The sequence below is a fragment of the Lentibacillus juripiscarius genome, from assembly GCF_042685205.1.
Classification (GTDB): Bacteria; Bacillota; Bacilli; order Bacillales; family Amphibacillaceae; genus Lentibacillus; species Lentibacillus juripiscarius.
The window spans coordinates 1-15,433 of the sequence record NZ_JBHUNA010000034.1; the positions used below are offsets into that span (position 1 = coordinate 1).

Sequence of the window (15,433 nt, forward strand, 5' to 3'; positions counted from 1 at the left end):
TTTATTTGATGAAAATGTAATTTGGCGAAACCGCTTGGGCGACAAACAATTGCACTTTTCTACTAAGTTTCAATGAATAATTCAGGATGGAGACTTTGCGGAGGTGTATTTCTAAATTTATTATAACACAGGCCGGGATCACAAACAAGTGTTCCCGTGAGGGAATAGTATGAAAAAAGTTTATTTTTCCAAGCGAAAGCATCCCACAAGTATTTATTTCGACAAAATTCGGGTGGTGACAGGCACTAGGCCTAAGACCCAAACCACAGGTACCCGCCCCCCAAACCAGCCACCTACACAAATGCACCAGCGACGTTGTAGTCGTTTAAATCAAGGTCAGTCGGTTGGCCAAGTGCTAATTTGGAAAACTCTAATCCCAAATAGGGACCGCTTGTTAAACCAGAGGCGCCAAGGCCATTTGCGATAAGTAAGCCTTCCATATTAGGTACCGGACCAATAATCGGTAAGTATCCCGGTGTGAATGGCCGAAATCCCACTTTTGTTTCCACATACGTACTGGAGGATAAACCAGGAGCTACTTTTAAAGCTTTATCGGTAATTTCGTGTATCCCACCCATCGTTACTCGATCATCATCTCCTGCATTGTTCTCTTGCGTAGCGCCCACAACAATTTTTCCATCGCCAAATGTAAGCATGTATTGATTGTAGGGAGGCATCAAAACAGGCCAGGAGCTAGTATCAGTATGGGGCATTTGCAAATGGACAATCTGGGCCTTTTGCGAGGTCACCAAAAAGTGCATCCCAAGGTCTTCCAGTAATTCCTTGGCCCACACACCGCCTGTTACCAGTACTTGATCAGCATTATATTTTTCCCCATTCACGGATACGCCCGTAATTTTTGAGCCTCTGAACATAAGGGAAGCATCCCCATGAATAAAAGTTGCTCCATTTTTTTCAGCGCCACGAATAAGTGCGTTACGCAAATCGCCCCCGTTGACCCGAGCTGCACCACTAATATGGACCGCCCCATACTCTTCTGATAATGGTGGAAATAATGCTTTCGTTTCAGCAGGAGATAATGCTGTCACTTCTCCCATCTCCGGCGTACTCTCCCGGCGTTCGAGGGCTACCTCCATTTTTTTGTTTAACTTTTCTTCCGTATCAAAAATATTTATAGCTCCGACCCTGGCATAACCAGTTTCCGTTTCCCCATCTGCCCTTAATTGCTGAATAAGCGTGGGGTAGTACTTTGCTCCTTCTTTTACTAAGCGATACCAAGCTTTGTTACGACGATTGGTCAGCCAAGGGCACACAATCCCGGCTGCCGCAGCTGTTGCCTGACCAGGATCATTCCGATCAACCAGCGTCACGTCTGCCCCTTGCTTGGCTAAATGGTACGCTGTGGAAGCCCCGAGAATCCCGGATCCAATTACGATATATGATTGCATGTTTAGCACCTTTTCTATTAGTCATTCTTTTCCTTGTTAAGGAGTCCTAATTTAACCTACCAGAAACAATTATAGCAATAAAACAACCCGAAGCTGAAGCACGATATGCATTCGACAAAATTCGGGTGGTGACAGGCACTAGGCCTACCCACAGGCACGCCCCTACCGCCCTGGCACCAGAGCGTGAAAGTAGCTGCCTGCTATTTTTTTGATTTTTTCTGTGTTTGTTTGGTCAAAGGCGATCAGAAAGCAAGTAGCTGGTCCTGCAGATTTTTCCACGTCCAGCTCACATGTCAATTTGTTCTCGCTTGTCGTCCATTCTCTCCATGTGGATCCAATTCCCTTCGACCCAACCGTTGACACAGCTTTTACCTCTTCCAGTTGACAGAGATGCTGAAACAGCCAAAGTGGCGCAATTTCTTCATGTTGATGGATGACTTCCTCCCCCAATAATGGTGTTCCAATAACTGCATATGCTTCTTCACCTGTCCATTGTTTCTGATCTTCCTGTTTTGTCTTCGTTCCAATGACTGTTATGCCAAGGCCCGACTGCAGGCTGGAAACGTTACTTTCCGTGCTTCCAGTAAGTGGAATGGTATTCATTTTCAATTCTTCCATCACCTGGTCCAGACCACTTTTGTAGTCATGCCAGGCTTCGTCATTTGTAAAATTATGCATGACGACTGTTTGGGGCTCTCCTCCTACAGCAAGGCATTCCATAATGGCAACACGGCAAGCATAATAGCCTACAACTTGATTCGGTGCATTGACTGCATCTTGGCTTTTTTCACCAATTGCACCACTGTTATCAGCAGTAATGACAAGTTCCCCGTCAGCCGTAAATGGTACAGTAACAGGATGACGCATCACACATTTAACTCCTTTTCGGGACACGGACAGGCTCCTTGTCCCGGCAAATCCGTATGTTTTTGGACAGTAAGCCTTTCCCCATGTCCCGTTTATTTCTTTTTGTTGCTGCCGCGGAATACTTTGGCGCTTCGCTCGTATTCGACATCTGGGACATTTAATCGGGCGTTAATGACCCGCGCGGCGGCAAAGAAGTAATCAGATAAGCGATTCACATATTTCAATGGAATGGGTGAAATCTCTTCTTCTGCTTTCATTAACGATACAATCAATCGTTCCGCCCGTCTTGTCACTGTCCTGGCAATATGAATGGAAGCAGAAGCATCCGAGCCGCCCGGTAATATAAATCGTTCCAATTCCGGTGCTTCATCTATCAATTCATCGATTTTTTCCTCCAGGTATGTAATCGGTTCTTCTGTCAATTTATGCTCTCTCTTCGCTGAAATATTGGATAATTCGGAGCCGCAATCAAATAATTCATGCTGGATTTTCTCAAGATCCGTAATAATATCGTTGAAAATGGTTTTATCCAATTCGGAAATAGCCTTTCCGACAAATGAATTTACTTCATCAATCGTTCCATATGCCTCGACACGGATAGCATCTTTTTCCACTCTTCCACCAATGACACTTGTTTTGCCTTTGTCGCCTGATTTTGTATATAGTCGCATTTTCAGCGCTCCCATCCTTTAATTGTTTGTTCAATCCCATACCAAATAACATCCACCCGTTCTGCCCGTCTCACCAACTCCTGATAGGCCCAGCCCGTCACGTCTCTCCAAAGCCGGTCCTGCTTATCGATTGGTACAATGCCTTTGGATATATCAGTCCCAATGATGACAACCTTTCGCCGGCTATCCGATTCCTTCCATTGCAGCCATGGGTCCATGTCATTCATGAAATTTTCAACCAGTTTATCAGCCTGTGAGACAGAATCTATCTTCCTATAAATCCATTGCTCAACACCTTCCACAATCACGGTAAAAGGCAGTTCCGTATGTTCGAATTTATTCGGCAAGCTTCCATTGTATGCGGAAAGCCACAGCGAGTGGTCGAGTGTGTAATATCTTTTGACCCATTGTCGCTTTCCATTGTAGGCACCACCAGTAATGAAGTGCATAGCTTCTTCTCCTTTTAACCGGAATCGCTTTTGTTACACCAGAGCGAAAACGTAGAACAGCCAAACGGTTATCCATAAAACAAGCTCCATCCCTTCTGAAATAGCCCCGAGCGTATCCCCTGTAATGCCGCCAAAATGCTTCTTTATTTTTCCGGAAAGGATATACCCTCCAGCAGCCATCACCAGCATAAGCGTCATGTACGGTACAAGTAAGTCTATGTTCAGAAAGGTGATTCCAATGCCCATGACAAGCAGATAGCCCCCATACACAATCCAGTAAAATCGGCCTGCCCCTTGCTGAAAAAGGTACGCCATTCCATCCTTTCTTGCTGACGGCACAAGTTGCAGATAAGCACCCATAAGCATTTTACCAAGTAACGGTACGAGCATAACCAGGACATAAATCCCTTCCCCCGCCAGTCTTACCAGCTCATAAAAAATAACGAAGCGCCCGGTAAGAAATACGGTAATCGCCAGAACACCAAATGCGCCGGCCCGGGGATCTTTCATAATTTCCAGCCGTTTGTCAACATCTTTGTAGGAAAAATAGGCATCACTTGTATCCATGAGCCCATCCAAGTGAATGCCCCCGGACAAAAGAATCAACAGCAGCCATAAACCAAACGCTAAGATCATATCAGAAAAAGGTGTATACGACTGAAGCACATATAAAACAAAAGCATAGATGGCACCCTGTACGAATCCAAGTAAAGGGAATGTCCTTAATGCATAAGAAAGATAGAAACGATTGATTGGAAGCTCCCTTTTCATCGGGATGCTAGTGAAAAATTGCAAATTGATACAAACACCAATCAAAATCCCCGTTAACCTAGCCCGCATACGTTTCACCTGACATAACAGCTAACAGCTTTTGCCAATCCAAATAGGTCTCCAAGTGTTCAGCCAGTTTGTCATAATCGGGTCCATGATTGGCCGTTCGGAAAGCGGACCGAACCGTCATGCCGCTGCCCGGATCCTTCAAGCTGTCCTCTTCAGCCAAATGATGGTCAATATGCGGAATCACCCCGAGTACAGGGATTCCAGTATATGCCTCCAGCCACTTCCTTCCAGCATGAAAAGAGGAAATGTCACCACGAAATTTATTAATGACCAGCCCCTTTACCCGCTCCCTTTCTTTCTGTGTCATTAATTCCAGCGTTCCCACAACGCTCGCAAAAGCCCCTCCCCTGTCAATGTCTGTAACCAGGAGAACAGGGACATCCGCCATTTCCGCCACAGCCATATTAGCAAGGTCACGGTCTTTTAGATTCATCTCCACAGGACTGCCTGCACCTTCAATAAAAACAAAATCATACTGCTGATCCAGCTGATGCAGCGCTTCCTTTGTTGTTTGCCCCACCAGATTGTCATAGCTTTTTCCATAATCGCCACCTGGAATGTTATCCACTTTTTCTCCCAGAACGATTACCTCTGTCCGCCCATGTTCACGCGGCTTCAGTAGAATCGGGTTCATCCAAACAGATGGAAGAAGAAAAGCTGCTTCCGCCTGCTGGGCTTGGGCAATGCTCATCTCGTTTCCGTCGGGTGTCCGTACAGAATGACTGGACATATTTTGTGCTTTGAACGGTGTAACAGCATACCCTTTATTCGCAAATAACCGGCAAAGACCGGCAGTGAGAATGCTTTTCCCCACATCGGAAGCTGTTCCCTGCATCATGAATCCCTTCATTCCGCTATCCCTTTCTTCTGGATCGGTATACTGTTTTCCACCAAATAGGCAGCATGCGCCCAGCTGACAATGGTTTGATGGACGCTTCCAAGTATGGATTGATAGTTTCGTGTTAATGCCTCTCGGGACGGGATTCCCTGCGTAACCTCATTGGAAACAACAATCAATCCGGCAGCATTTTCCTGAAGACTTGCGATATCCCTTCCTATACAGTCTATCACGTCCGTTGCTGCCACTATATTTTTTTCAAATAAATAATTGGTTACTAGTGTTGTCACACAGTCCAATACAAGCAAATCCTGTTTCGAAAACCGGCCGGCAATGCGTGCTAGCTCATACGGGCACTCCCATGTTTTCCAATTCATCGATGCGCTTGCCCGGCTTTTCTGGTGGCGGGCTATCCGATTGCGCATCTCACTGTCAGAAGCGACACCACATGCAATGTAGTTCAAATGTAAGGTCTGCTTCTTTCCCCATTCTGCAGCTTTTTTCTCGGCGAACGAGCTTTTTCCGCTGCGCACCCCTCCCGAAACAAAGATCAATTTTCCCTTTTCCATTGACGTAAGGCCTCCATCAGCAATTGGTTTTCTGGTAATCATGCTGTCCTCGCTTGATACCGCCGAATTGCCTTTTTCGTTTCGGTAAAAACACTTTTGCCGATCAGTTGACCGAGTTCCGTCGCTGTTCCTGCATAGGGCAATGTCTCCCCGTGCTGGGTTGCAGCGATGAGCATGCTGTCTGTCGACGTTCCCGTGGCGATCGTATCGGTCCTGCTATCTTTTATGTCCAATTCCCTTAATGCCTGCGCCTTTGCTTCTGTTGCGGTCATCATCGCCTGAATAAAAGCTTCTTCCGTTAATTTTCCGTTCACAAACAGCCAAATATTGATGGTTCCGTTCGTTGTCGGTAGAAGCTGTTCGGATGGCCTTGCACTGTCCGTTGCATTCTTAACCCCAGCTGTGACGACAGTCAGGAGGGAAAAGGTTTCTTTTTCCTGAAACCGATACGCAGCATCCTCCAATGGAACGGCAGTCATCATGCCAACGGTTCGTGAAAGGTCAAATCCATGCTGCACAAGATAGTCGCCCATCTCCTGTTTATGATCCGAACAATTATAATCAGTTGTCACATGCCGATTAACAAAGAAGCTATTCCAGCCTAGTCCAGCTCCACACACTCCCGAAGATAAGGTCCTTAACGGCAGTGGCGACGTGAGAGTAATATGTTCCGGCGTCACGTTCAACATGGAGGAATCAATGATAACCTCGCCCTCGCCCGGCCATTCACCAGCTTCGGCAGGGATTAAGTGCATTTGCGGTTTGGCAATCGCCGGATGCGGATGCTTGCTCACCTCGGTTTGGTACACGTCATTGATCACAGACTCTGTCAGCACCCCATCCGGCATATCTAACGCCCTGGTTCGTCCATCATGCATGAGAAGCAACCGGTCGCAATACAGACTTGCCAGGTTGACATCATGAAAAATCGACACAACAGTGAGCTCTTGCTTATGGACACTTCTTTTCAACAAATCAAGCAAATCCTTCTGATAGGCTAAATCCAGATGATTGGTCGGTTCGTCCAGCAGTAATATATCCGGCTCCTGGGCTAAGGCTTGCGCGAGGAACACACGCTGCTGTTCGCCACCTGACAATTCCTGTAAAGAATGGTGCTGAAAACCAGCTATCGTTGTCTGCTCCATAACCGTCTGCAATACGTTTTCATCCTCCGATGTCCACGTTTGAAAAAAACCTTGATGATGTGCATACCTCCCAAGCGCGACCGTTTCCTTTACCGTATAAGGAAACGCATGGGATGTAAGCTGTGGCAAAACGGCCATTTTCCGGGCCAATTCTTTCTGAGAAAAATGAAATAGATCCTTGTTATCCACCTGAATGACCCCGGCCGTACACGGAATCAAGCCACTGATCATTTTCAGCAGGGTCGTTTTCCCGCTCCCATTTGGCCCTAAAATGCCAAAGAATTCGCCCCGGGAAACGGAAAAACTAATATCCTGAATGACCGGCTGCTCCTCATAACCGCCTGAGACATGTTCCAGTTTCAGCATTACAAACCGCCTCTCATTCCATTGCGTTGTTTCATTAAAATAAATGCAAATGCGGGCGCACCGATTAATGCAGTAATCACGCCAATTGGCAAAATAGTCGGCGAAATAATCGTTCGTGATACTAGATCAGTCAGCATTAAAAAACCAGCGCCGATTAAGATCGACAGCGGCAGAAGATGAATATGATCCGGCCCCCATAAACGCCTTGTCAGATGGGGAATCACCAAGCCGACAAAACCAATTGCTCCGGAAACCGCCACTGCCGCACCAGTCAATATGGATCCAGCAACAAGGACCATTAATTTCCGCTTTTGTACATCAACACCCAAGTGCTGTGCCCGTTCTTCTCCAAAAGCGAGCGCATTTAATTCTTTGCTGTTCATGAACAATAACAAGGATCCAAGGATAAAAAACGGGATAATGATACCGATGTGACTCCAGCCTCGCATGGATACACTCCCGAGCAGCCAGCCCATGATTTGCTGCAGCTGGTCACCTGTAAACGCAATAATTAACGAAATAAAGGAACCTAAAAAGGAACTGAAAATAATTCCGGTTAAAATAATGGTCTCCACCCGCATCGCCCGGTCCACCCGTTTGGCAAAAAACAGTACAAGAAAAATCGTCATTAAGGCCGCTGCAATGCTTAAGACCGGTAACGTGTAAAGTCCTAGAAACGGAATCGAAATGTTAAAAAACAACGTGGCAACCGCCCCAACCGAAGCACCGGAAGAGACACCAAGAATGTATGGGTCCGCCAATGGATTTCGCAATAAGCCTTGGAAGACCGCTCCAGCAATGGCAAGCGATCCGCCAACGAAACCGGCAAGCAGCACTCTCGGCAAGCGAATTTCAAAAACAATATTTCGATACATGGAATCAACTTCCTCAGCGATAGGTAAGCGAAAAATCTGTGCACCAATAATCCTCACTATATCGGAAATAGGAATGAAAACACTGCCAATGGATACCGCCGTCAGCAAGGAAATGATTAAGAATGCCAACGACAGCACATAGGCAACTACATAGTTACTCTTCAAATATCTCCGGGTAGACAACCTTTGCAATCTCCTTTGCACCTTCCGTCAGCCGGGGACCTGGGCGACTCACCAGATCAGAAGGAACATCATACACTTGTTCATTCGCCACCGCATTCATGTCACCCCAGCCATCCCGGTTCATGACTTTCTTGACCGGATTGTCCACCGTACTTCCATACGTCGTTACAATCACATCAGGGTTCATTTCCAAAATAGCCTCCGGATCGATAGGTACCCAGCCATCTAGTTCTTTAGCGGCATTATCTGCATGGACAACCTGTAATAGGGCATCGAAAAAGGTGTTTTTACCAGCAGTGTAAATGTCCGGAGCTGGAGAAACTTCAAAAAAGACGGATTTCCGCTCATCTTCACTGACTGCTTCGGCTTTTTCGCTAATGGAAGCAAAGTCCTCTTTCATACCGCTGACTATATCAGCTGCTTTTTCCTCGGTACCCGTAACCTTCCCAATCTGCTTAATCGATTGATACGTCCCTTCAATATCCTGTGCATCATGAACGACAAACACATCAATACCGGAATCACGAAGCTGTTGCAGTCCTTCCTGCGAACTTTCGGCACTGGACGCATGCGCAAGGACAAGATCAGGTTTCAGACTGATAATGACTTCTATATTCATTTCCAGTCCACCAATTCTTTCCTTTTCCTTTACCTCTTCCGGATAATTATCGTGATCGGAGACACCAACGATTTCATCCCCCAATCCAAGCGCAAAGGCAATCTCCGTATTACTTGGAATGACAGAAACAATTCGCTCCGGCTTGTCATCAATCGTCACTTCATTATCAAGGGCATCCGTTACCGTCAACGGAAATGCCGATTCCGCCGTTTCCCCTGTGTCCTCCGTCTGTTCCGAACTATCATTGGTGCTTTGGTCCTGACTCCCCGTGTCCGTACCCCCGGAGCCGCACCCAATTAACAGCCCAGCAGTAAACATGGACACCAATAAAAACAACAAAACCCTCTTCATATAATCTCCCCCAATTTTCGGGACAGGAGGACAGGCCCCTTGCCCCGGTTCCTTCCTTGTTTGACGACGCGGGTTGATAAACCTGTCCCGCATTATCCCGCGTTCGTCACCTGGACAATAAAAAAAACATCTTCACGAGAAATGAAGATGTGTATGTAAAAGGGCAAGAACCACCATAATCAAAAACACTTGTCCCTTTACACCTTCCTATTCCCCGTAGGTTTGGTGCACAAATGGCAATAGGCAGGTCTCCTGGCTTAAGGTCATCACTAACTGCACCTTCCCATACATACAAATGTACAGTGGTCATTGCAGCCAGCTTGCAAATACAGTGACGGGATCGCGTTGGATTCGCACCAACTTCCCTATTATGATTTCGTATTACAGTTCGTGTTCAAAAAGGAGGATAAAAAGGACCGAGAAGTTCAAGGAGGCGCAGCTTTGAGTAGCGGAATGTATGCATTTAATACATGAGCACAAGGAAAGCTTCCCTGAACCCGCATCGCACGCAGGAAAAGTGTATTTCTTTTCCAAGGAACGGAAAAGCAAGCCAACGAAGAAATTCGAAGTGTCATTTTTTACCGGACTATTTGAACAACCTCTTACAGAAATCACCTATACCACTAAACTATTAAATTATCGCTATGACAAAAGTATACAAAATTCTGTACCATTTGTCACTATTTTCGATAGGCGGCGGGATGTGGGACAGACACCCACCTCCCCCCGTCTCATCCTCTTGTTAATACTCTAATAATCGCAATGGCAACACCTGCAACGCCCTCACCGCCAAGCAAACCAGATGATACAATCAACCCGCGTTCCTTGGTATCCTTGTCTTTGTTAACTTTTGATACTATAAAGGCGACTAAACCACCTAAAAATGCAGTACTTGATATATACATCGGTAAATAGATACCTAACCCTAAAACCATTCCGGGTATATTTAGCACATACAAGACTATTCCAATAACTAAACCTGCCCAAAAAGCTGTAACATCAGGCAGTCCTCCCACCATAGTTGAAACAGCATAAGCTTGAGGTGCCGGGAGATCCGTGCCTGGCCCCATTGCACCATATGCCTCATGCATAACAAACAGAACAATAACGGAGACAACCGCTCCTATAATCCCACCAATGGATTCCGATATAATCTGCGCACGCGGATTGGTTCTCAGAATGTTACCGGACTTAAAGTCATTAAGAACATCACCTGTCAATCCACAAGCAATTGCCACAACAGCAGCAATTAAAAATGCTGCGATCACTGTCGTGTCAAGTATAAATGTAATCACCAACAAAATGATAATCCCAAACACTTCCATGGGATTAATACTTGTTTGGCCAGTAACCGATGCAGACATTGCGGTCATAATCCAAATTCCTAAAATGGTTAAAACACTAGCAAGCAATGTCATGTCTGTAAAGGTGGTTAAGAAAAAGGCAACGGCCGCAAACATAATTGGGGACCATTTTAAATTGATGTCACTTTGTTTCACTGCTTTTCCGCTAATCAGTGGACCATATAGTTGCTTGGCTTTAGGTAAAATCCCTTTAAATAGTATTCCTGCACCTGTGCCAACCATCAATCCAATGCCAAGACTATCTTTAAAGGCATTTGCCGCTTCCACATCCGAAAACCAGCCTTGAGCTACTCCAACGGGAATCAGGAAGAAGTACGAAAATACGGATCCCAGGAACCAAACTCCTGTCAAGAAAGGTCCGATTATATAACCGACTCCTAAATTCATAAGCGAAAACCGAAAGCCAAAAAAGATATTGTTTGCAGCAAGAGCCGTCGAGTTCCAAATACCGGGTATCCACCCTAACCCATCCCGAATGGCTGTGAAAATAGCTGCCAAACCAAGCGTGGCAAATAGTGTTTTGGCCTTTGAACCACCCTCATCACCTGTTAAAACAGTTTCAGCTGCTGCCACTCCCATTGGATAAGGCAACTTTTCCTGTTCCACAAAAAATTTCCGAACAAGTGCGGTGAAAATTACACCCATTATTGTTCCTGATAAAGTTACCGTGAGCAGCGTCCAGAAACTGATGCTGACATCTTGATTTAACATCCATAAACCTGGAATCGTAAATGCAAGACCGCCGGCAACCATACTTCCTGCAGACATAGCGGTATGGGTTACATTAATTTCATTTAGGTTCGTCCTGCCAAGCCCCTTTAACACCGCCATTGACAGCAATGCAACAAAAATAATCGGCCACGGTAACGACCCCATTCTTAACGCAACATACATCGAGCTGGTTGTAATAATAATAGAACCAAACGCACCAGTGATGATTCCTCTTATCGTTAGCTGCTCTTTAAATGATGAAGCATAACGGTGACCTTCCCCTGTACCTTCTACCGAGGAATCGGTATAATTTCGCTTCGTACTTTCCATTGTTTTTTCCCCTCTTGATAAATAAAGTGTTTCTCCCAATAGTTCCCTTATTCAAGCTTCAAAACAAAAAAGTACTAAGGACCCGTACCTCTTTGATAAATTCATTTAATACTTCGATAAATTCTAACAAATTCCTGCCCTTAAGATTTATTTATCGATTTCTATTTTAATTTTATAAGAGTTGTTCGACAAAATCCGGGCGGTGACAGGCACCATTTCCTTTTCCCTCCACCTATGTTACAGTATATTCGTATAGCGTTTTCACTAGGGGTGCCTTTTGAAGGCTGAGATTAGAGTGGACTCTAAGACCCTTGAACCTGACCTGGTTAGTGCCAGCGGAGGAAAGTGGAATTCAGCGTCAATTAAAATGGATACATCAAGCACGAAGTTTGGTTGAACCTATGTGCCATTCGTGTTCTGAATATTTTAAATGACCTCCCTTTCTCCTGGCGCGCCAGGTCAACATCAATGAAAAAGGGGAGGATTTTTTATGCGCTTTACTGAATCACTGCGTCAGGCAACAACGGAAAGCTGGGGGCAGAGTTTGAACCACCCATTTGTCCAGGGTATTGTGCGGGGGGATCTGCCGCTAGATACGTTCAAGTTCTACATTCTTCAGGACATTTATTACCTGAAGCATTTTGGCAAGGTGCATGCAATCGCCGCTTCGCAAGCAGAAGATTTTCAAGTGGCTGGTATGCTTGCCGAAAAGGCCAAAATGACGGCGGAAGCGGAGTTGACCGTGCACCATGAGCATGCAGAATTGCTGAACATCACCGATGAGGACATGAACCAGTTCAAGCCGGCGCCAACTGCCTATGCCTACACATCACACTTGTACAGAGCAGCACTTTCCGGACAACTCAGCCAGACCGTTGCCGCCATGCTTCCGTGCTACTGGCTGTACGCAGACATTGGAAAAACCAATCAGGATGCAAAACCCGGCCAGACCATCTATCAAAATTGGATAAATATGTATGCGGATAATTGGTTTCAGACATCAACGCAGGAGCAAATGGACTTGCTGGATCAGCTTGCTGAGGAAGCAAGCGACAAGGAAAAGGAAAAAATCAAAGAACAATTCGTAATCGCGAAAGAATACGAACTTGCATTTTGGGAAATGGCCTACACGAAAGAAGAATGGCTATCGGCCAAAAGCAGTACCGTCTGATTCTTGGCATAAAAATGGCATCCTTAAGCATGGGATGCCATTTTTGTGTACCCCCCCCCCATTGACCGGCCTTTGCTGGAAAGAATCTTATCAAGTGGAATTCGACAAAATTCGGGTGGTGACAGGCACCTCCTCACAAAATTCCCGATATCGCCGGCGCTTCTCCCACTCATTCCCCGGAAAGCAATCCAGGATAATGGCCGTATTCAGAAGACCATGAGTGGACGTGTGCATATAGTACCAGTAACTGCTCCACTGATAACTTTGGGCGTTTGTCACCATGCTGGCGTCCACTGGGTTCAAATGGATGTAACGGCTAACTTTGAGCATCGCCAGTTTCGATTCAGCTAGTCTATCATAATACCGTTTTTCAAAAACATGGCCGGTCACCTTGTTCTTCGTATTGTAATAATCAGCATACTGCTTATTGATGAGTGACATAACTTTGGAAAGAGGTTGTTCTTTGGAGCGTATTTGCAGGTGAAAATGGTTGGTCATCAAACAGTAGGAGATTAATTCAAAAGGAGCTTTCTTATTAATCTGTTGAAGGATGTAAAGAAAGGTTTTAAAATCACCTTCATCATTGAAAAGAGCGTCACGACGATTGCCGCGACAAACGACATGATAAAATGAATCCGGCACCCAAATCCGCTTTTTGCGCCCCATCGGTCCTATACCATCCCTTTCTGTATTTGATATCCAGGGAAAAGCCGCCCCATCCAGCTTCCGGAGTCCCCGCTGATTCATGAATTCCTAGCTTCCCAGTCCCGAACTTATCTGAACTGAGCTGAGGCAAAACTTCATTTGCACGCGATACTATCTGAACCCCCCCCTTACCTTCTCCTATCCCAAATCGATTAAGTATAGGATAAGCTCAAACCTGCCAAAGGTCAAGAACGTTCGTTCGAGGCAAAATTCATTTTAAAACCTTTAAAAAGAGGAACATTTCGGATTTGGCGAACCAACATTCGGTTAAAATCTCAAAATAACAAAAAGCAGCTGGAGAAAATGCCATTTTATGGAGCTTTAATTTTATATGGAATTCGTTCGACGTATTTCGACAAAGCTCGGGTGGTGACAGGCACCTCATCCTACGCTATGATAGAAAATAAAATCGTGGGCATTTATTCCGTAAAGACTTGGGAGGGGGATTCAACATGGAAACATACGTCGCTGTTTTTGATATTGGAACGGCTGCAATTAAGGGGATGCTGCTTGACAAACACGCTAGCATCACGGGAGAGTACACCGTTCTTTTGAATACATATCACGGTGAAAATGGTGAAATCGAACAAAACACGATTGACTGGTGGACTAAAGTAAAAGAAATTGCTAACAAATGGTGGACAAAAATACAGATTGATCCGAAGCAAGTAGAGGTGATTACATTTTCAGGCCAGATGGAAGACGTCATTCCAATTTCTGAGAAGCACCCTAACCAAAGAGCAATCTTATATTTGGATACCCGGGCAGATCAGGAGGCAACTATCATAAATGAAAAGCTTCCAACTATTCACAAAAAAACAGGAAACACTGTTCGTTCTTCTACACCGCTTGCCAAACTGCTTTGGTTTGAAAATCATCATCCTACATTGCATGAAGCAACCCAATGCTATGTGTTTAGCGCAAAGGATTCCGTGATTCATCAATTGACGAACGCCTTTGCGACAGATCCGACAACAGCTGCTACGACTGGGATGATGAATTTAACTACGCAACAATGGGAGCCCGAAATTTTGCAAATGTTTGGTATAAATGCACGCCAGCTCCCGACACTCCACAATTCAGAAGATATTGTTGGACTGGTGACGGAAACAGCTGCTGAAGAAACTGGTTTTTTTGAGTCCACGCCTGTTTTATGCGGGAGTGGGGATGCCGGTGCTTCTACACTTGGAGCGGCAGCGGTTAATCAAGGGGACACTTATTTCTATATTGGGACCACCGGGTGGGCTGCAATTATCCAAGAAGGAATGAGAAGAAATCCAAATATAAATGGTATTTTCAGCCTTGCCCATCTACCTAAAAACAGAACGATTAGTATTGCGCCATTATTAAATGCAGGGAATGTGCATCGCTGGGCCGTTGAAATGTTTGTGGGCAATGTGCAAAAAGACAAATATGCAGTATTTGAGCAACTATTGGAAAACGCAACAGCAGGCAGCAATGGCTTACTATTTCTCCCCTACTTAAATGGAGAACGTTGCCCGGTTCATGACACCGAAGCGAAAGGTGCCTTTTGGGGAATCGGACCAAATACAGAGAAAAGTGACTTAGCAAAAGCTGTGATGGAAGGAATTTGTTTTTCATTCAAACAGATAATCGACGTTCTTGTAGATGAGAGAGACCAAGGCATCCTCACCTTGATTGGAGGTGGTTCAAATAGTACTTCCTGGTGCCAAATTTTAGCCGATATAATAGGCCGTCCCGTACGTGTACCGAAAAACAGTGAATACACACCTGCTTTAGGCGCCGCCTCGTCCGGCTTTGTTAATATCGGCTGGGCATTCGATTATAACGACTTTTGTGAACGATTCTTAGCAACTGCTGATGTGAGAACATACAAACCAATTACGCAAAATTATGAAGTGTATAAAGAAAACTATCAACGGTATTTGAAACTTTATCCTAGTTTGAAGCCGGTTTATGAGTGACGCTGTATGGGTGAAAGATGATTT

14 protein-coding genes and 2 riboswitches are annotated in these 15,433 nt (G+C 45.3%); of the genes, 2 read left to right on the top strand and 12 right to left on the bottom strand.

Going from position 1 to position 15,433, the window contains the following annotated elements; genetic code table 11:
- Nucleotides 1-293: 293 nt before the first annotated feature.
- The 11 genes from ACFSUO_RS13835 to ACFSUO_RS13885 form a co-directional block, all read right to left on the bottom strand.
- Nucleotides 294-1,409: an NAD(P)/FAD-dependent oxidoreductase gene (locus ACFSUO_RS13835; RefSeq protein WP_382395090.1), complete on the bottom strand. Its 1,116-nt coding sequence runs from the start codon at nt 1,407-1,409 to the stop codon at nt 294-296.
- A gap of 162 nt (nt 1,410-1,571) precedes the next feature.
- On the bottom strand, nt 1,572-2,276 hold the full coding sequence (locus tag ACFSUO_RS13840) for a hypothetical protein (protein ID WP_382395200.1): 705 nt from the start codon (nt 2,274-2,276) through the stop codon (nt 1,572-1,574).
- 92 nt (nt 2,277-2,368) lie between these two features.
- Nucleotides 2,369-2,947, bottom strand: coding sequence for a cob(I)yrinic acid a,c-diamide adenosyltransferase (locus ACFSUO_RS13845; RefSeq protein WP_382395092.1), 579 nt, complete (start codon nt 2,945-2,947; stop codon nt 2,369-2,371).
- 2 nt (nt 2,948-2,949) lie between these two features.
- Nucleotides 2,950-3,396 carry a bifunctional adenosylcobinamide kinase/adenosylcobinamide-phosphate guanylyltransferase gene (locus ACFSUO_RS13850; protein WP_382395094.1) on the bottom strand — a complete coding sequence of 149 codons (447 nt, stop codon included), beginning with the start codon at nt 3,394-3,396 and terminating at the stop codon, nt 2,950-2,952.
- 33 nt (nt 3,397-3,429) lie between these two features.
- The gene (locus tag ACFSUO_RS13855) at nt 3,430-4,236 is read right to left on the bottom strand and encodes an adenosylcobinamide-GDP ribazoletransferase (RefSeq protein WP_382395096.1); all 807 of its coding nucleotides are present in this window, start codon (nt 4,234-4,236) and stop codon (nt 3,430-3,432) included.
- Nucleotides 4,226-5,086, bottom strand: coding sequence for a cobyric acid synthase (locus ACFSUO_RS13860; protein ID WP_382395098.1), 861 nt, complete (start codon nt 5,084-5,086; stop codon nt 4,226-4,228). Before ACFSUO_RS13860 ends, ACFSUO_RS13855 begins: the two co-directional genes overlap by 11 nt.
- Complete coding sequence (locus ACFSUO_RS13865; RefSeq protein ID WP_382395100.1) at nt 5,083-5,643, bottom strand: bifunctional adenosylcobinamide kinase/adenosylcobinamide-phosphate guanylyltransferase; 561 nt, start codon at nt 5,641-5,643, stop codon at nt 5,083-5,085. The genes ACFSUO_RS13860 and ACFSUO_RS13865 overlap by 4 nt, the downstream gene beginning before the upstream one ends.
- A gap of 38 nt (nt 5,644-5,681) precedes the next feature.
- Complete coding sequence (locus tag ACFSUO_RS13870; protein WP_382395102.1) at nt 5,682-7,154, bottom strand: adenosylcobinamide amidohydrolase; 1,473 nt, start codon at nt 7,152-7,154, stop codon at nt 5,682-5,684.
- Nucleotides 7,154-8,221, bottom strand: a complete 1,068-nt coding sequence (locus tag ACFSUO_RS13875) for a FecCD family ABC transporter permease (RefSeq protein ID WP_382395104.1) — start codon at nt 8,219-8,221, stop codon at nt 7,154-7,156. Before ACFSUO_RS13875 ends, ACFSUO_RS13870 begins: the two co-directional genes overlap by 1 nt.
- Entirely contained in the window at nt 8,184-9,182 is a 999-nt protein-coding gene (locus ACFSUO_RS13880) for an ABC transporter substrate-binding protein (protein WP_382395106.1), read from the bottom strand. The genes ACFSUO_RS13875 and ACFSUO_RS13880 overlap by 38 nt, the downstream gene beginning before the upstream one ends.
- A gap of 225 nt (nt 9,183-9,407) precedes the next feature.
- A riboswitch (cobalamin riboswitch) is annotated at nt 9,408-9,586 on the bottom strand.
- Between the two features lie 327 nt (nt 9,587-9,913).
- Nucleotides 9,914-11,587, bottom strand: a complete 1,674-nt coding sequence (locus ACFSUO_RS13885; RefSeq protein WP_382395108.1) for an OPT/YSL family transporter — start codon at nt 11,585-11,587, stop codon at nt 9,914-9,916.
- A 256-nt stretch (nt 11,588-11,843) separates the two neighbouring features.
- Nucleotides 11,844-11,948, top strand: a riboswitch (TPP riboswitch).
- A gap of 129 nt (nt 11,949-12,077) precedes the next feature.
- On the opposite strand from ACFSUO_RS13885, the gene tenA reads away from it, so the two are divergent.
- Nucleotides 12,078-12,758 carry a thiaminase II gene (gene tenA / locus ACFSUO_RS13890; protein WP_382395110.1) on the top strand — a complete coding sequence of 227 codons (681 nt, stop codon included), beginning with the start codon at nt 12,078-12,080 and terminating at the stop codon, nt 12,756-12,758.
- 90 nt (nt 12,759-12,848) lie between these two features.
- Here the strand turns inward: tenA and ACFSUO_RS13895 are convergent, their stop codons facing one another.
- On the bottom strand, nt 12,849-13,424 hold the full coding sequence (locus ACFSUO_RS13895) for a transposase (protein WP_449280321.1): 576 nt from the start codon (nt 13,422-13,424) through the stop codon (nt 12,849-12,851).
- A 491-nt stretch (nt 13,425-13,915) separates the two neighbouring features.
- On the opposite strand from ACFSUO_RS13895, the gene ACFSUO_RS13900 reads away from it, so the two are divergent.
- On the top strand, nt 13,916-15,409 hold the full coding sequence (locus ACFSUO_RS13900) for a xylulokinase (RefSeq protein ID WP_382395114.1): 1,494 nt from the start codon (nt 13,916-13,918) through the stop codon (nt 15,407-15,409).
- The last annotated feature ends 24 nt before the right edge of the window (nt 15,410-15,433 follow it).